Origin of the sequence: uncultured Streptococcus sp. (assembly GCF_963521865.1) — a bacterium.
GTDB lineage: Bacteria > Bacillota > Bacilli > Lactobacillales > Streptococcaceae > Streptococcus.
Map to the genome: position 1 here is coordinate 22877 of NZ_CAUQWY010000008.1, position 18370 is coordinate 41246.

Annotated in this window: 17 protein-coding genes and 1 pseudogene; 1 reads left to right on the plus strand and 17 read right to left on the minus strand. The window is 40.4% G+C overall.

The features are described from left to right. Positions 1–67 precede the first annotated feature (67 nt). The 17 genes and pseudogenes from RWO85_RS03800 to RWO85_RS03880 form a co-directional block, all read right to left on the minus strand. On the minus strand, positions 68–724 hold the full coding sequence (locus RWO85_RS03800; RefSeq protein ID WP_314414119.1) for an MmcQ/YjbR family DNA-binding protein: 657 nt from the start codon (positions 722–724) through the stop codon (positions 68–70). A 43-nt stretch (positions 725–767) separates the two neighbouring features. After that, entirely contained in the window at positions 768–1400 is a 633-nt protein-coding gene (locus tag RWO85_RS03805; RefSeq protein WP_314414120.1) for a copper homeostasis protein CutC, read from the minus strand. A gap of 90 nt (positions 1401–1490) precedes the next feature. Next, positions 1491–1850: a YbaN family protein gene (locus RWO85_RS03810; protein ID WP_119919762.1), complete on the minus strand. Its 360-nt coding sequence runs from the start codon at positions 1848–1850 to the stop codon at positions 1491–1493. 105 nt (positions 1851–1955) lie between these two features. Further along, entirely contained in the window at positions 1956–4043 is a 2088-nt protein-coding gene (gene topA / locus RWO85_RS03815; RefSeq protein ID WP_314414121.1) for a type I DNA topoisomerase, read from the minus strand. A gap of 231 nt (positions 4044–4274) precedes the next feature. Beyond that, on the minus strand, positions 4275–5123 hold the full coding sequence (gene dprA / locus RWO85_RS03820; protein ID WP_314414123.1) for a DNA-processing protein DprA: 849 nt from the start codon (positions 5121–5123) through the stop codon (positions 4275–4277). Positions 5124–5210: 87 nt separating this feature from the next. Next, entirely contained in the window at positions 5211–5900 is a 690-nt protein-coding gene (locus RWO85_RS03825) for a sugar phosphate nucleotidyltransferase (protein ID WP_000643974.1), read from the minus strand. 11 nt (positions 5901–5911) lie between these two features. Then, positions 5912–6790 carry a DMT family transporter gene (locus RWO85_RS03830; protein ID WP_314414124.1) on the minus strand — a complete coding sequence of 293 codons (879 nt, stop codon included), beginning with the start codon at positions 6788–6790 and terminating at the stop codon, positions 5912–5914. After that, positions 6780–7649, minus strand: a complete 870-nt coding sequence (locus RWO85_RS03835; protein ID WP_314414126.1) for a phosphotransferase family protein — start codon at positions 7647–7649, stop codon at positions 6780–6782. Before RWO85_RS03835 ends, RWO85_RS03830 begins: the two co-directional genes overlap by 11 nt. Before the next feature lie 16 nt (positions 7650–7665). Next, the gene (locus RWO85_RS03840; protein WP_314414128.1) at positions 7666–8688 is read right to left on the minus strand and encodes a ribitol-5-phosphate dehydrogenase; all 1023 of its coding nucleotides are present in this window, start codon (positions 8686–8688) and stop codon (positions 7666–7668) included. A gap of 4 nt (positions 8689–8692) precedes the next feature. Next, positions 8693–9400 carry a 2-C-methyl-D-erythritol 4-phosphate cytidylyltransferase gene (locus tag RWO85_RS03845; protein ID WP_314414130.1) on the minus strand — a complete coding sequence of 236 codons (708 nt, stop codon included), beginning with the start codon at positions 9398–9400 and terminating at the stop codon, positions 8693–8695. 456 nt (positions 9401–9856) lie between these two features. Beyond that, positions 9857–9982, minus strand: a pseudogene (locus RWO85_RS03850) (divalent metal cation transporter); the annotation flags it as partial. Between the two features lie 217 nt (positions 9983–10199). Continuing rightward, a complete protein-coding gene (gene carB, locus RWO85_RS03855; protein WP_314414133.1) occupies positions 10200–13376 on the minus strand; it encodes a carbamoyl-phosphate synthase large subunit in 3177 nt (1058 codons plus the stop codon). 448 nt (positions 13377–13824) lie between these two features. After that, positions 13825–14904 (minus strand): carbamoyl phosphate synthase small subunit, encoded by a 1080-nt coding sequence (locus tag RWO85_RS03860; protein WP_050278219.1) that lies wholly within the window; start codon positions 14902–14904, stop codon positions 13825–13827. A 49-nt stretch (positions 14905–14953) separates the two neighbouring features. Further along, positions 14954–15877 carry an aspartate carbamoyltransferase catalytic subunit gene (locus RWO85_RS03865; RefSeq protein ID WP_314414135.1) on the minus strand — a complete coding sequence of 308 codons (924 nt, stop codon included), beginning with the start codon at positions 15875–15877 and terminating at the stop codon, positions 14954–14956. Positions 15878–15895: 18 nt separating this feature from the next. After that, a complete protein-coding gene (pyrR, locus tag RWO85_RS03870; protein ID WP_314414137.1) occupies positions 15896–16417 on the minus strand; it encodes a bifunctional pyr operon transcriptional regulator/uracil phosphoribosyltransferase PyrR in 522 nt (173 codons plus the stop codon). Between the two features lie 210 nt (positions 16418–16627). Then, the gene (nth, locus tag RWO85_RS03875) at positions 16628–17257 is read right to left on the minus strand and encodes an endonuclease III (RefSeq protein ID WP_000244443.1); all 630 of its coding nucleotides are present in this window, start codon (positions 17255–17257) and stop codon (positions 16628–16630) included. After that, positions 17257–17799: a DUF177 domain-containing protein gene (locus tag RWO85_RS03880; protein ID WP_000773212.1), complete on the minus strand. Its 543-nt coding sequence runs from the start codon at positions 17797–17799 to the stop codon at positions 17257–17259. The genes nth and RWO85_RS03880 overlap by 1 nt, the downstream gene beginning before the upstream one ends. A 208-nt stretch (positions 17800–18007) precedes the next feature. On the opposite strand from RWO85_RS03880, the gene RWO85_RS03885 reads away from it, so the two are divergent. Then, a complete protein-coding gene (locus RWO85_RS03885; RefSeq protein ID WP_399553586.1) occupies positions 18008–18289 on the plus strand; it encodes a helicase BlpT in 282 nt (93 codons plus the stop codon). Positions 18290–18370: the final 81 nt, after the last annotated feature.

An 18370-nucleotide genomic window follows, 5' to 3' on the forward strand; every position in this document is an offset into this window, starting at 1 on the left:
TTTCTGAAAATTTCTTCAGTAAAGAATATTTCGCTAATTGAAAGTTATTGAAAATCCTTGAAAGGTTTTATTTTTTAATAGTTAAATTCCAGCTTCTTTCTATCAATTCCAGTACTTCTTCATCTGATAAAGTATCATCAAGCGCCACACTAATCCAGTAGCGTTTATTCATATGAAAGGCTGGATAAATTCCCTTTTTTGAAAGTAAGTCAACTACTTGGTCATGCTTGAGGTTGACTGCTTCCACCTGTCCTTCTCTGCCCTTTTCCAGCTTATCCCAAGGTATTCTCATCAAAACAGCATACCATTTTTTATTACCTTCATGTCTTAACACTGCCGTATCAGGTGATTTCTCCCACAAATACTCCAGCTGATTACCATACTTTTCTTGAACTTGAGTCATGATTCGCTTAGTCTGAGGACAGATAAAATCCTGCACATCAAAACAAGCCTTCCGAATCTGGTAAAGAATCTCCAGACAAGCCTCACGGACACTTGCAACAAAACTTCCTGTCATACTTTCCATATGAACTTGAGGATAGAGGTCGCCCATTTCCTGATCAAAGACCTGAAAATTCACATTATCAGCAGTGATGGACACAGTCATGACAAAATCACCCTGCAAAATCATGCAACTATAAGTCCAAACTCCACTACTTTCTACAAAACCATAGGCACGAGCCTTTTCTTGATTAAACTGATAGGATTTAAAAATTTCAAACATAAGTGAAAACTGCTACCCAAAGCTAGCAGTTCCTTTCTATTTTTTAAAAGACAACCTTGGTTCCGTGCAATTGTGTCACGCCCAACAGGTCAATAAAGGTTTGACGGTTGTCAAGGTCAATACCCCCACCTGGTAGAATTTCAATTTTACCTTTAGCATGCTCCAAAATTCTGTGATAGTGAGCAAAGCGTTTCTCTAGCGAATCTCCAGACACACCCGCACGAGTCAGGATTCGAGTGACTCCAGCTTGACTGAGCCAGTCAATAGCTTCCAGTTGATCATCATCACTCAATTCATCAAAGGCCATGTGGAAGACAATTTCCATTCCTTTTGATGCAGTAATTAACTTTTCAAGATTAGCCTTATCCAACTTCTTATCAGCAGTTAAAGCCCCAAAAACAACTCCTTGACTTCCAGCCTGAGCAGTCAAGCGAATGTCTTCTAGCATAATAGCAATTTCTAGGTCATTATAGACAAAGTCGCCACCACGTGGACGAATCATGGTCATGATGGTCGTATCGTAGTTAGCTGCCAATTCAACCGCTGCCTTGGTTACTCCATAGCTTGGTGTTGTCCCTCCCACTGCTAGATTATCACAGAGTTCGATTCGACGAGCTCCAGCCTGCATCGCTTTTTCAAGCAAGGTCACATTTTCAGCACAAAATTCGTAAATCATTTGATTCTCCTTGAAGATTACTTTAAATTTATTATATCATATTGTTGTGAATATGCTTTTATTTATATCAAGGAAAATAGTTACTATTTTTTATTCTTTGTCCGGAATGACCTTGAAGAGATAATAAGTGATAAAGATGGTCAAGGCTCCTAGACCAATTTTGACAGGTAAGAGAGGGGCAAAATAAATGGAAATTCCCATCAAGATGTAGATAGATACGATGATTTTTTTCTTACGTTCACGCGCAATAGACTTTGTTTCTCGAAAATCAGCTACATAGCTCTGATAGAGCTTGGTATGATAAAGCCAATCTTCGAAGCGCTTGGAACTTCTGGAGAAACAAGCAATAGACAACAAAAGGAAAGGCGTTGTGGGCAACAAAGGTAAAACAACCCCAACAATAGCCAAGGCCAGTGATAAAAAACCAATTATCAGATAGATAAGACGCATAACTACTCCTAATTAAAATAATCTTCTTCTAGTTTCTCATAAAATGATAAATTTTGTCAAGTTCTAACCAAAAGGAGCCTGAAATTCACTTTCAGGACTCTCCTTCTATTTAATCTTTTCTTCTTCGTAGTCACCCTTGCTGCAAACAACCTGCTTTCCACCACCACGGACTTTTTTCTCCATGAGGAAATTGCCACATTTTGGACAGTCACGACCAACAGGCTTGTCCCAAGAGGTAAATTCACATTCTGGATAGCGATTGCAACCATAGAAAAGGCGATTACGTTTGGTTTTGCGTTCAATGATTTGTCCCTGATGACAACTTGGACACTCAACACCAATCTCTTTCACGATTGCTTGGGTATGGCGACAATCTGGGAAATTGCTGCAAGCGTAGAACTTACCAAAACGACCAAGTTTAATGACCATTGGACTGCCACACACTTCACAATCAAATCCAGCTGGTTCATCCTTGATTTGGATTTTTTCCATTTCTTCTTCAGCCTTGGCGACTTCTTTAGAGAAAGGTTTGTAAAAGGCATCAATGACACGTTGCCACTGCTCTTTTCCAACTTCGACATCATCCAGTTTACCTTCCATTTCAGCTGTGAAGGTCACATTTACGATATCTGGGAAATATTCAACGATGAGCTTGTTGACGATTTCTCCCAACTCTGTCGGTTCAAATCGTTTGGCTGCAAGGCGAACATAATAACGTTTCTGAATGGTTTCAATGGTTGGCGCGTAGGTGGACGGACGTCCAACCCCATTTTCCTCCAAGGTCTTGATTAGTGTCGCTTCAGAATAGCGGGCAGGCGGTTGAGTGAAATGTTGCTCTGGTTTGCTATTCACCTGTTTGACCACATCTCCAACAGCCATATCTGGTAACATCTTATTTTTATCAGAATCATTATAAATGGCAAGATAACCATCAAACTTAACCTGACTACCATTGGCAGCAAATTGAACCCCATTTTGAGACAATTTAACAGCCATGGTATCAAAGACAGCAGCTGTCATCTGGCTCGCCACAAAACGATTCCAGATAAGGGTATAAAGCTTGAGCTGATCCTTGTCAAGATATTTAGCGATGCTTTCAGGTGTATTAAAAACGCTAGACGGACGAATAGCCTCGTGGGCATCCTGAGCTCCTGATGCATTTTTGACCTTGCTACCATGCTTAGAATACTTGCTACCAAAACGGTCCGTAATGAAACTTGCTGCTTCATTTTGCGCTACTGGACTGATACGAGTCGAATCGGTACGCATATAGGTAATCAAACCTTGCACACCAGAACCGATATTAATCCCCTCATAGAGCTGTTGGGCAACCATCATGGTCTTTCTAGTACGGAAGTTAATTTTATTGGCAGCATCCATCTGCATAGATGAAGTGGTATAGGGTAAAGGAGCATTGCGTTTGCGCTCTTTCTTATCCACCTGATCCACTGAAAAGTCTTTACTCGTCAGACGAGACAGGACTTCCTTGACCTCGTCATTGCTAGTCAGTTTCAGCTTTTTACCATCCACTCCATAGAAGGAAGCCTGAAATTGCTTGGTTCCTTTTTTAAAGACAGCATCAATTGTCCAATATTCTTCTGGTTGGAAGGCATTAATTTCATTCTCACGGTCAATGATTAACTTAAGTGCAATAGACTGAACGCGACCTGCTGACAAGCCCTTCTTGACCTTCTTCCACAAAATAGGCGAAATCGAATAGCCTACCAAGCGGTCTAGGACACGACGAGCCTGTTGGGCATCAACCAAGTCCATATCAATCTTACGCGGTTCTTTAAAAGCATTTTTGACCGCATCCTTGGTGATTTCATTGAAGACCACTCGGTTGGAATCATTTTCATCCAAGTTGAGAATATGGGCCAAATGCCAAGAAATCGCTTCTCCTTCACGGTCTGGGTCACTCGCCAGAAAGACTTTATTAGCTTTTTTGGCTTCTTTTTTCAAGTCATTAATGAGAGGTCCTTTTCCTCGGATATTGATATATTGCGGTTCATAATTATTTTCAATATCGACGGACATACTAGATTTCTTCAAATCACGGATATGCCCGACACTGGCTAAAACCTTGTAGTTTCTGCCTAGATATTTTTCAATCGTCTTAGCCTTAGCAGGCGACTCCACGATTACTAGATTTTTTTTAACTGTTGATTTTTTCTTTTTTGTTGCCGTAGCCACAGTATCACACCTTTTCAAAGTAATAAACTTTATAAAGTGTAAACCATTTTTTGAACCCTGTCAAGACTTAGCTACTATAATAGAAGAAAAGTTTGTCTAGTAAGCGGACTTTCTTCTTATACTCAATGAAAATCAAAGAGCAAACTAGGAAGCTAGCCACAGGTTGCTCAAAACACTGTTTTGAGGTTGCAGATGGAAGCTGACGTGGTTTGAAGAGATTTTCGAAGAGTATTAAAATTCAAATTCTGAAAGAACATCCTGCCCACTGGTGGCCAATTTTGCCCCTTCTTGAATCAAATGATGGCAACCGTCTGATAGTCCATCTAAAATACTACCAGGAATAGCAAAAACATCGCGCCCTTCCTCCATTGCTCGCTCACAGGTAATGAGACTACCTGAGCGCATCTTAGCCTCTGCTACAATCACACCACGACAAAGTCCAGCAATGATGCGATTGCGGGCAGGAAAATGAAATTTCAGAGGTTGTTCGCCAGGTCCATATTCACTGAGAACCAGATGATCATTGCCAATGTAGTCTTGCAAGCGTTTATTGGCTTTAGGATAAAACACATCCAGTCCTGTTCCAATCACTGCAATGGTTTTTCCGCCATTCTGAAGAGCTGCCATATGAGCTGCTGTGTCAATCCCCTTGGCTAATCCACTGACAATAACCAGTTCATTTTCCAAGCCTTGAATGACTTTTTCAACTGACTTAGCTCCCTGTTTGCTACAAGCACGACTGCCCACGACTGCTACCTTAGGAAATTTCAAGAGGTCAAGATTTCCCTTGTAAAATAAAAGTACAGGTGCATCGTATATTTCACTCAAATCCCAAGGATAACAGTCATCTAAAATAGAGAAAGATGGAAATTTTTGAAACTCCTTCTCCAAATGCGCATCGTCTATCTGAAAATAACGTTCCATAAAAACAGCTGGATTTCGGCAACCTGATATTTCTGCAATATCACCCAACAAAAGTTCTTGATCGACATTTTCACCGTATTCTAGAACTGCCAAAACCTGTTGATTGGTCAAACCTGATTTTTTCAATTTATAGATTTCATAGTTTGTGATTTTCATAAATAACTCCATTTCTTTTTCTACTCATCTATTTATTCGTTAAAAAATCAAAAAACATCCGACTATTTCAGCCAGATGTTGGAATCTTTAATTTTCGTTTTTAAGAATTTCTTCTAATTTATGGTAGTCTTGGACACTATCGATCTCATAGATGCTGTTGCCTTCTAATTCTTCAACATAGACATCCAACTCTTTGATATTATCCTTAACCATATTATCCCAGTAGAGATCAACAAATTCGCCACTTGCATAAGCCTTGTCAATAAAGCTAACAATTTTTTCTGCAGTTGGAGCGTCCCAGAAGGATACACCACTAAGGATACGGCCTGCCTTACTATCAACAGTAATGTCTTGAACCTTATAGTCATCTCCATAGACCAAGAACCATTCGTTGGTACAATCTTCACGATAGACACTAAAATAAGTCGAACGTGTCAAATCATTGCGGAACATATTTTTAAAGAGATAATTATCGGCATCAATAACATAGCTGTTGGCTAATTCTTCTTTTACAAGATAGAGAGAGTAAAAGTTATTGTAGTCAGCGTATTTATCATTGAAGACGAGGCGAACTCCATATTTTTCTTTTAAGTAATCGAATTGTTCTTTAAGGTAACCAACAATGATGATGATGTCATTGATTCCTTTTTCTTTGAGAAACTCAATTTGGTATTCAATCAAGGGTTTTTGATTAACTTGAACCAAGGCTTTAGGGGTATTTTCAGTCATAGGACGCAAGCGAGTTCCCAAGCCCGCTGCTAAGATAATGGCTTTCACACGAATCTCCTTTATTCTTTAATAATAATATAAACTCCAGCAATGACTACAAGTGACGTAATAATTGTCAGCATATCTAGTGCTGTTCCCAAGAAGAGAGCTGCAAACAAGACAGTCCAAACTACATAACTAACGTTCAATCCTGTAGCTTTAGCAGGTTGCAAGCGATTGATAGCGATATAATAAGCCAAATAGGAAATCATATCAAAAGCTGCAAAGATAATCATGAGACCTAGTAATTGCCCATTGGCTACTTCTGCAAATGACTGATGAGAGAAGAGCACAATCACAAGATAAGACAAGAATGAAGTCACTTGACGAATCAAGAGGGCCTCGATTTCACTCAATTCACTTTCCATAGCAAAGGAGCTAAGAACACTCTCACTTCCCCATGCAATGGCACAAACCAATGCACAGAGAATACCAATATAGAAGGAATTAACCTGTTCAACCTTATAAGTCTGGGCAATAATCCCTGCAATAATCAAGACAATCCCAAATACAGTATTTTTCGAAATCTTGTGCTTCAAAAAGAAGAAAGCCAATAAAACTGAAACTGCAGGGTAGATAGCAGAGACCGATGAAGCTAAGGAACTTCCGATATACTTAACCGCATAAAGATTGGCCTGCATTCCGATAGGACCAGCTAGCAAGGCTCCAATGATAACACTGACATTGCGAATATTTAAGAAAATTGAGAGACGAACTTTTCCTTCTTTTACCAAAAGAAAAGCTAGTAAGATAAAGATACTCAAAAAATCGTGAGCAGCAGCCACCACAAAGGGCGACAATTCTGTAAAAATCGAAAAGATATAAGCACTAACCGTTAGACCTAATCCCCAGAAAACACCTGAGAGTAGACCAAAAGAAACTCCATTTTTATTTTTCATCTGAACCTCCATAATATGACAAACCTTTAATAGCTCTTTGGTAACGGCTCACACCATAATCACCAAAATCTGCACCTTGCTCTTCTTTGTAAACTGTCCATAAACTCCAAATAGCGTCTTGTAAAATTTTATAAATAGCAATCTTTTCTCGAGAGACAGGTGTTTGGTCACTCTCATAGTAAGATAAGAAAGCTTCTTCCTCTTGGGAAGTGAATTCAGACTCTAAAAATAGGGCTGCCAAATCCCACATTGGATCATTCATTGATGAATATTCCCAGTCAATCAGATATAGACGTCCTTGAGGTGATTCGATAAAGTTTTCAGGCACCAAATCGATATGACAAGATTTTCTGTCAACACCTAAGTCAGCCAGTCTTTTCTCTAAGGAGAAGACTTCTTTTCGAACTGCTTCATAGTTAGCATAAGGGATTTTTTCTTCAATCAAGGATTCGTATTTTTTGATTTCTTCAAAAGGAGCAAATTCTCCTCTTAATTCCTTGCCAGAAGCATGAATAGTTTGTAATATTGGAGCAATTTTATCAAATTTGGTCTTGATTGACGTTGAATCAAGCGTAATCGCAGATTCGATATACTCATTTACTTTGATACCAGCTTCAATATCAAAAAGATAATTTTTTACATCTAAGTCTAAATCCTTTAGTAGTTCAAGATTGTACTTTTCATCTTGACGATTGATTAGCTTTTCTGTCCCTTTACCAAAGAACTTAACAATGTATTGCTTATTTGTTGTTTTGACCAAATAGTTTTGATTGGTCATTCCCCCCAGTTGTTCAACACTGAGGACTTCCTCTTCTTCACTAAGTAAGGAAGAAATTTTTTCTTTAATCATTTTCTCCACAATTAACCTCCAATACTTATACTTCCCACTTAAACACGGTTTTAAAGGCTGTGTTTAAATCGGTCGCAAAAACACGATGAATATCTTTAATTTCTCTTACAGGTTCTTCTAGATAAAGGACATTTTTAAGACGATTGGCAAATTTCTTGACTTCCATCATTTGAATTGCATTTTCAAAATCAATACGACCAGAACGAGAGGACCCAACCAAGAGCAAGCCTTTTTCTAAAGCATCGCGTGTATTGAGATTAACTTTATACTCGCTAACTCCCATCATAAGAATCGTTCCCTGAGGACGAATGTAGCGAATCAAATCATTAATAGCTGGTCCAGTACCATCACCACCACAACACTCAAAAGCATGGTCAAAGACTAAATCTTCAGGAATATTATCAGTGATATAACATTCTTTGGCAAATGAAAAGAGTTCCAATTTTTCCCAATGACGACCAATAACCACAATCTCTGCTTCTGGCAAAGTATAGTTGATAATATTAGCAACTACAAAAGCTAAACTGCCATCTCCGATAACGGCAATTCGGTCCCGCTTGCTGTGAGCAAGAGTCAGTAAGCGATTCATGGCATGCATACCAACACTGACAAACTCTGTAATGGCTGCAACCGTATCTTCAATAGCATCATAAGCCACCACACGGTCTTTAGGAAGAGAAACAAACTCTCTCATAAAGCCATCAAATCCACTAGACAAGAAATGAGTCCCTGTCATGTAGTTCTCATAAAATTCTTCACCACTCTGCATAGGGGGCTGATTAGGAATCATGACAACTTTTTGCCCAACCTCATAAGTTCCTGTCGGATCAGAAATAACGGTTCCACATGCTTCGTGAATCATTGCCATTGGAAGTTTTTTATTCAAAATCTTTGGATCACGTTTTCCTTGGTAGTAACGTTGATCCGCATGACAGACAGCCATGTAGTTAGGGCGGATGAGGATATAATTCTCTTGGTCAATATCCTCTTCCTGGTATTTGACATTGATAAACTTGGGCTTAGTCAGTTGATAAATTTGATTAATCATATCACTAGTCTTTCTCAATCATACTTTTTGCAATCTTCAAATCTGTTACTGTTGTAATCTTCAGATTTGAGTATTCACCCTTGGCCAAGGCTACATCTTTTCCTTTGATCACAAAGATTTTACATGCATCTGTCAAGATTTCTTTATCTTCAGCAGAAAGAGAACCATAAAGGTCCATGAAGTCCTTGCAACGGAATGTTTGAGGTGTTTGTCCTTGATAGAGGTGAGCACGATTTGGAATATCTGTAATGAATTGACCATTGGTACTTTCAACGATAGTATCAACCGCTTCTACCACTGTGTCCACTGCGTCATGATTTTGCGCAAGTTTGATATTGTCTTGAATCATGCGAAGTGTAATAAATGGACGAACAGAATCGTGGGTAACAACGATATCATCTGGAGTAAGCGGACGATAAGCATCAATGGCTTCAATGATTTTCTCAATACTTGTATTGCGGTCAGCACCACCCTTTGTAATGATGATACGTTCCTTATGAAGAGGAAGATATTTATCTACAAGATCTTCTGCATGAGAAACCCAGTCTCCATGAACCCCAACTACAATTTTTTCAATGCTTGGTTCCAAGACAAATTTTTCAATTGTATGAATCAAGATAGGTCGATCACCTAGCTCTAAAAATTGTTTTGGCAAGTTACTGATTCCCATGCGTGTGCCAGTTCCACCGGCAAGAATTCCTGCATAAATCATCTATTTTCTCCTTTGTCTTACTAAAAAACTTATTCTCTCTATTATACCACAATCTAGTCCTATCATGAAAGAAATACCGACCCTCCCTTTCTAGAATAGAAGGTTTAAGGAGTTCTATTATTCAAATAAACTAGTCCATTTCTAGTAATAACTAGGAATTCTGTAGTCATTACCAATAAATGGCTGTGAAATTTTAGAGTTCTTCAGAATAATATAGTTTACTTAAAGAAAACTTAAAATTAAGCTTTGAAACTTCAAAGTGATTACTTGACTTATACTCAATGAAAATCAAAAAGCAAACTAGGAAGCTAGCCGTAAGCTGTACTTGAGTACGGTAAGGCGACGCTGACGTGGTTTGAATTTGATTTTCGAAGAGTATTACTGCCCTTCATTTCTTATTAGCTGACTTTATGATATAAATACGAATGAGCTCGGGACAAGTCTTTAAAATAAAAAATAACCAACTGCTACAAGAGATCCAGGACCTAAAAATGCTTTTAGATTTTGCAAAAAATGATTGTTATCCGGAGTTTCAATAGATTGGTTTATATCAGAAAGAGAGACCTTTTTGTAAGAGGGCATAGGAATATTCACTTTCTAATCTTGTCATTACCTGTTTTATTAATGGAGTTTTTGAAAGAAATGTTGAAAATAATTTCCTATTTCCAATTTATTCTTATTGCATCACATTTTGAAATGATTCTTAAGGAAAGTATGATAGTTGAAATAAGCAATACCAATATGGCAAAAGCCAGCATCAGAAAACGCTGGCTTTAAAACTGTGAAAAATTTTTCTCAACTAGATTGCTTCTGTGACAAAACTACGGCTTTCCAATACTTTAAGCATGGCATTAGCTGTATCTAGGGCTGTGAAGAGGGGCACCCCGTGTTCAATGGCTGAACGGCGGATTTGCTCTCCATCTTCGTCAGCAGTTCGTTTTGTTCCTACTGTGTTAATGATAGCTTGAATTCTTCCTTTGCGAACAAAGCTTGGAATATCCTTATCGTCATCACCAATCTTACCAACAGGTTGAGCTTGTAATCCATGACTGGCAAAGAAGGCTGCTGTCCCTTCTGTCGCGAGGATTCCATAGCCAATATTTTGGAAACGACGAGCCAAGTCCAAAGCTTCTTCTTTTGCATCATCAGCAATGGTAAATACAACGTTACCAAAAGTTGGCAAGTGTAAGTAAGAAGCTTCAAAGGCCTTATAGAGAGCTTTTTCCAAAGTCGTATCAGAACCCATAACTTCCCCTGTTGACTTCATTTCAGGACCAAGTAAGCTGTCTACCTTAGCTAGTTTCGTGAAGGAGAAGACTGGTGCTTTAATATGAACGCGAGTGCTTTCAAGGTAAAGCCCATCTTGGTAGCCAAGTTCTTCAAGGTTTTGACCAAGAATGAGCTTAGTTGCTACCTGAGCCATAGGAATATTAGTTACTTTTGAAAGGAAAGGTACCGTACGGCTAGCACGTGGATTGACCTCAATAACGTAGACTTTTTCATCCTTGATAACAAACTGGATGTTCATCATTCCAAGGCAGTTAAGACCGATTGCTAGACGTTTTGTGTAGTCTGCAATGGTTTCCTGAACCTTTTGCGACAAGGTTTGTGGTGGGTAAACGGCCATTGAGTCACCTGAGTGGACACCAGCACGTTCGATATGTTCCATGATACCAGGGATAAGGACATTTTCACCGTCTGAAATGGCATCAACTTCGCACTCTTGCCCAACTATGTATGAGTCAACAAGAACTGGGTGGTCTGGACTAGCCTTAACCGCTGTACGCATGTAAGAACGAAGGTCTTCTTCGTTTTCAACGATTTCCATGGCACGTCCACCAAGTACATAAGATGGGCGGACAAGAACTGGGAAGCCAATCTTGCGAGCTGCAAGCACCGCTTCTTCTTCATTGGTAGCCGTTTGTCCTGGTGGCTGTGGAATATCCAAATCTTTAAGAGCTTGCTCAAAGAGGTCGCGGTCTTCAGCACGGTCTAGATCAGCAACCTGTGTACCAAGGATGGTCACACCTGCTTTTGCCAATGGCTCCGCAAGGTTGATGGCTGTTTGACCACCGAACTGAACGATAACACCTTTTGGTTGCTCCAAGTCAATGACGTTCATAACATCTTCTAATGTCAATGGTTCAAAGTAAAGCTTATCTGATACAGAGAAGTCTGTTGAAACGGTCTCTGGGTTTGAGTTCATGATGATGGCTTCATAACCAGCTGCCTGGATAGCCTTAACCGAGTGAACAGTTGCATAGTCAAACTCAACCCCTTGACCGATACGGATTGGACCTGAACCTAGGACTAGAACGGATTCCTTATCAGACTTGATAGACTCGTTTTCCCAACCATAGGTTGAATAGAAGTATGGTGTTTCAGAGTCAAACTCTGCCGCACAAGTATCGACCATCTTATAAACTGGAACAATCTTGTTTTCCAAACGAAGTTGACGAACGTGATCAGCGGTCGTTTCCCATAGTTCAGCAATCTTACGGTCTGAGAAACCATTGAGTTTGGCTGTTTTCAAGACTTCTAGATCTTGTGGATGAGCTCCCAACTCCTGTTCAATTTCAAAGATGTGCAAGAGTTTATCCAGATAGAAGATATCAATCTTAGTCAATTCAGCAATCTCTTCAGGTGTATAACCACGACGAATAGCTTCTGATACATAGAAGAGACGATCGTCTTGGGCTTTCACAACCTTTTCAATCAAGGCATCATCAGAAACTGATGCAAGTTCAGGTATTTCATTGTGATGAACCCCAACTTCAAGGGAACGACAAGCCTTAAGAAGAGATTCCTCGATGTTACGACCGATTGCCATGACTTCTCCAGTCGCCTTCATCTGGGTACCAAGACGGCGCTCACCTTTTTCAAACTTGTCAAATGGGAAACGCGGAATCTTGGCAACCACGTAGTCAAGGGCAGGCTCAAACATGGCATAGGTTGAACCTGTAACTGGGTTAATAACCTCATCCAAGGTCAAACCTACTGCAATCTTAGCAGCCAATTTGGCAATCGGATAACCTGTCGCCTTAGAAGCAAGTGCTGACGAACGTGATACACGAGGGTTTACTTCGATGACATAATACTTGAAACTGTGTGGATCAAGGGCCAGCTGAACATTACATCCACCTTCAATCTTGAGGGCACGAATAATGCTCAAGCTTGCGTCACGAAGCATTTGGTTTTCATAGTCTGACATGGTTTGGGCAGGGGCAAATACAATGGAATCCCCTGTGTGAATCCCAACTGGGTCAAAGTTTTCCATGTTACAAACAACCAAAGCATTATCAGCTGAATCTCGCATGACTTCGTATTCAATTTCCTTGAAACCTGCGATTGAACGCTCAATCAAACATTGGGTAACAGGTGACAATTTCAAACCATTTTCAGCGATTTCACGCAATTCTTCCTCATTGGCACACATACCACCACCAGTACCACCAAGTGTAAAGGCTGGACGGACGATGACTGGGTAGCCAATTGTTGCTGCAAAGGCAACTGCTTCTTCTACTGTATTAACAATTTCAGATTCAGGAATTGGTTGCTCAAGTTCCTCCATCAATTGTTTAAAGAGGTCACGGTCCTCGGCTTGGTCAATGGCAGATAATTTAGTACCCAGAAGTTCCACTCCAAGCTCATCGAGAATACCATTTTTAGACAATTCCATGGCCATGTTGAGACCTGTCTGACCACCGAGTGTTGGTAGCAAGGCATCTGGACGCTCCTTACGAAGAATACGCGTTACAAACTCAAGAGTAATCGGTTCAATATAAACCTTATCAGCAATTTCCTTGTCCGTCATGATGGTGGCAGGGTTTGAGTTAACCAAAACAACCTCATAACCTTCCTCTTTCAAAGACAAGCAAGCCTGGGTCCCAGCGTAGTCAAACTCAGCAGCCTGACCAATAATAATCGGACCAGAACCAATCACCATAATTTTTTGAATATCAGTACGTTTAGGCATATATAAGATATTAAGGGCGTCAAGCGGACAAAGCTAAAATAGGAGTTATGACGAAGAACGGTCAGTTCTAGGAATAACTATCTTTTTAGCACCGTCCGTAGCCCGTATTCAGTTCAGCAAATACGGAGCACCCTTCTCCTTTCTATTCGTCGCCTCACAGAGCGACATTAAATAAATTCTCCGACGATTTTTTAGCGAAACGATACTTTTCGGTAAAAAATCTAGTGCAGGGAGTTTTTAGTTCGCCTGATAGCGACTAAAAGAAACGACCTGCCTTTCTATTTGGCAACTCTCGGGTTGCCATTAAATAAGATACAAAGGACAAATAGAAAACGATTGAATTTTAGGAAACCAAGGAAGGATTGACAATCCAAATTAGTTTCTCTAAATTCCGAGCTTTCCGTCCGTGTTTAGTTACATAAATTCTTCGACAAGCTTTTACTCGTTATTAATTTGATTGTTTAAATGCTTCCATCATCTCGATAAACTCGTCAAATAGGTAGCTAGCGTCGTGTGGACCAGGGGCTGCGTCTGGGTGGTATTGGACAGAGAAAGCAGGTTGGTATCTGTGACGCACACCTTCAACTGACTTGTCATTAATTTCTTCGTGGGTAATGATCAAGTGCTCTGGTAAATCCTCACGGCTAACTGCATAACCATGGTTCTGGCTGGTAAAGTCTACTCGTCCTGTTGCAATTTCGCGTACCGCATGGTTAAAGCCACGGTGTCCAAATTTCATCTTGTAGGTCTTAGCCCCGTTTGCCATAGCGAAAAGTTGGTGCCCCATACAAATACCAAAGATTGGAATTTTCCCTTGCACACCGCGAATCATGTCGAGTGCTTGTGGAACGTCTTCTGGGTTACCTGGCCCATTTGACAACATAACTCCGTCAGGATTAAGATGAAGAATTTCTTCTGCAGTTGTCGTGTATGGAACCACGGTCACATTACAGTTGCGCTTAGAAAGTTCACGTAGGATTGAGTGCTTGAGACCAAAGTCCACTAACACCACGCTCAAACCAACTCCTGGAGCTGGATAGGATGTTTTAGTAGAAACCTGCTTAATATTGTCTGTCGGCAATACTGTTGCTTGGAGCTGGTCCGTCACATGATCCATGCTGTCCCCAACATGGGTCAAGGTTGCACGCATGGTACCATGCTTACGGATAATCTTTGTAAGAGCACGTGTATCAATTCCTGAAATACCAGGAATTTTCTTGGCTTTCAAAAATTCATCCAAGGTCATTTGGTTGCGCCAGTTACTTGCTCTACGTGCTTCTTCGAAAACAACAACTCCCTTACAAGTTGGAATAATGGATTCGTAATCATCACGGTTAATTCCATAATTTCCTACCAAAGGATAAGTAAAGGTCAAGATTTGTCCATTATAAGACTGGTCTGTAATGGATTCTTGGTAGCCAGTCATGCCTGTATTAAAGACAATTTCACCTGTTACATCGATATCTGCTCCGAAGGCCTTGCCTTCAAATACTGTTCCATCTTCTAATACTAGAAGTCTTTTTGTCATATTTTCACCTCTCGTGGACGCTCACTGGCGTCTTTTAACGTCTTGTGTTTTAGTTGGCGTTTCTACTCGCCAATACGGATTCTAAGATTGCCATTCGAACAAAGACACCATTGGTCATTTGTTGGACAATCCGTGATTTTGGTGCTTCAACCAAGTGATCTGCGATTTCTACATCACGATTGACTGGAGCTGGGTGCATAAGGATTGCCGTTTCTTTCAAACGATCGTAACGTTCTTGAGTTAAGCCATGTTGGGCATGGTAGTCTTCTTTTGAAAAAACTGCACCACTGTCATGGCGTTCATGTTGCACACGGAGAAACATCATGACATCCACCTGATCAATGATTTCATCAATGGTTACAAACTGTCCATAGTCTGCAAACTCTTGACTTCTCCATTCCTCAGGTCCAGCAAAGTAAAGTTCAGCTCCCAAGCGTTTCAAAATCTGCATATTGGATTTTGCAACACGTGAGTGGTCCAAGTCACCTGCAATCGCAACCTTGAGACCCTCAAAGTGACCAAATTCCTCATAAATAGTCATCAAATCCAGCAAGCTCTGGCTAGGGTGTTGTCCCGAACCATCTCCACCATTGATGATGGAAGTCGTAATCGTCGGACTAGCAATCAACTCTCTGTAGTAGTCGACCTCTGGGTGACGAATCACACAGACATCCACTCCTAAGGCAGACAGAGTCAAGATAGTATCATAAAGTGTTTCACCCTTATTGACCGAGCTGGTCTTCACATCAAAGTCAAGTCGTTCCAGCCCCAGTTTAATCTCTGCTACTTCAAAGGACTTATGCGTCCGTGTAGAATCCTCAAAGAAAAGATTGGAAACAATCGGGTGGTTTTCATAGGGAGGCTGGGCTCCATTTTTAAACTCAATGCCTCGCTTGATCAATTTCATCACTTGATCGACAGTGAGGTCTTCCATGGACACCACATGGTTCAATGCTTGTTGATTTTCTGACATGGCTACTCCTTTAGCTTTCTAAGCTTCTTCAGTAATCAGAACTCTGTCTTGGCCATCAAGTTCTGCCATCTCTACGATGATTTCTTCAGAACGACTAGTTGGGATATTTTTTCCAACGTAATCTGGACGGATTGGCAATTCTCTATGTCCACGATCGACTAAAACTGCTAAACTCACGCGCGCAGGACGACCATGACCTACAATATTATCAATAGCAGCGCGGATGGTACGACCTGTATAAAGCACATCATCCACCAAGATAACTTCACGGCCTGTCACATCAACAGAAATCAAAGAAGTATCTTCTCCACTTTTAATATCATCACGGAAAGGTTTAGTATCCAATTCCACAACAGGAACTGAAAGACTTTCTAGTTGCTCCAAACGTTCTTGAATACGATGGGCGATAAAGACACCACGAGTTTTAATACCAGCCAAGACGATTTTGTTCAAATCTTTGTTACGTTCGATAATCTCGTAAGTAATACGCGTAATCGCCCGTTTGACGGTCAATTCGTCTACAACTTCTTTTGTCTTCATGACAAACCTCCAAAAAGAAAAGTCTCCTTAAACAAGGAGACTTGAAATGTATAGCTAACCGAGCCCTACTGCAAACAGTATAGACTTCACCCTACTACTTTATCACGCTCCTTGCCTGCCTCACGGGACAGGTTTAAAGGAATATTTAGTTATCAAATACTATAGCACAAAGCAGGCCTAAAATCAAGCAAAAACTTTTGAGCCCCCATCTTATAAATTGCTAAAATCATATAACTGTGGGTACTGGTCACACTCTGGATTTTTAGGGTGACATATAGCCCGTCCAAAGTAAATCATGGCCTGATGGGCAGCTAACCACTGCTCAGGTGGCAAGATATCCATGACACGCTTTTCCACCTCAAGTGGCGTTGCTGATTTTTTGACGATATCGTGGTGTTTGCAAATACGCTCCACATGAGTATCCACTGCAAAGGCTGGAATCCCAAATCCTACACTCATGACAACATTGGCTGTCTTGCGACCAACCCCTGCTAGACTTTCTAATTCTTCACGTGTCTGAGGAACTTGACCATCAAAATCGTCTAGTAACTGTTGGGCACATTTTTTAAGGAATTTAGCCTTATTTCGATACAGTCCCAGGCGAGAAATATGTGAAGCAATCTCACTCTCAGTCGCCACAGACATGGCTTGTGGCGTTGGAAAGGCAGCAAAGAGACCTGGCGTGGCCTTATTTACCGCTGCATCCGTTGTCTGGGCTGATAACATGACCGCAACCAAGAGTTCAAAATGATTAGTGAAATCAAGACTGGGCTTGGCATCTGGAAAAAGAGCAATGATTTCTTCCAGCACTTTTCGTGCTCGTTTTTTTGACAAGACCATTATTCGTCTCCATCAAATAGTCCTTGTAAGCCAGCAAAAGGACTATTTTCTTCTTTCTTAACTGCTTGTTGGGCCTGATATTCTTCCTCTGTCATGATTTGCCAGTCATTTCCTGACACAAATCCTTGGCCAGCTTCTTCTTCAGCCGTCAAGACCTTGATAGGAATGTTTAGTAAGATATTGTCTGACACGCTCTCAGCAAGGTCCAGTTCTCCATTTTCGATAGGCAAGACCAAGTCATCATCTAGAACTTCTTGATCTAGCTGGTTGGTTGCGCCTTCCATGAAAACTTCCGTTACTGGATAAGATTCAACTAACTCAACTGGTTCCATACTGCGACTTGAAGCAAGAACAATGGTATAAGATAGTTGATAATCTAAGAAATACATACGGTCTTCGTACTGTACTTTCCCAACTGCAAGGATATCTTTTACATCTAAAATTTCTTGATTACGTGCACGCAGGTCTGCGGCTAAGTCTAAGGTTTGTTCAAAATGCAAGCCTTCAGACTGCTTACGAATTTCTTGAATATTTAATTTCATACTTCCTCCATAAAGATTTACTCTCTTGATTATACCATGAAAAGGCTACAAATCAGCCCACCAAACTTTGTAATTAACATTCGATTTTTTAACATTTTTACTATGACATTTTTGTTTTTTATTGCTATACTACATCAAAGCAAGGAGGATGCCCACATGGAAGACAAAGAACTCGGTACTAATGCAACCCAACTCCTATCCGAGTTAAATAAATAAAAGCTACCAAAACTGTAAACAGGGTAGGGCAGATGATATTCGACTACAAGAGCTACTAAATACTACTCTGCAAGAGATCAAAAAAGCGGAAAAGTTGAACAACAGTATCTTAATAGACCTTGAGAAATTTTACCAACCTACCAGTCTTATGATAGGTATCGGTAGCCTAAAACTGAACGACCAAGCATGCATTGCTTGGCGCAACTATGACAAGTCCCATTACGAGCATGGCAAACACCTACTAACTCTCTATGGACCTGTTTTCGTATTTTAGAGCTTGGAATTTCCAGTTTTCTGTTGACAAAATATCCTAAAAGGTATAGGATAGAGGTACTAATACTCGGAGGTAAGGGAG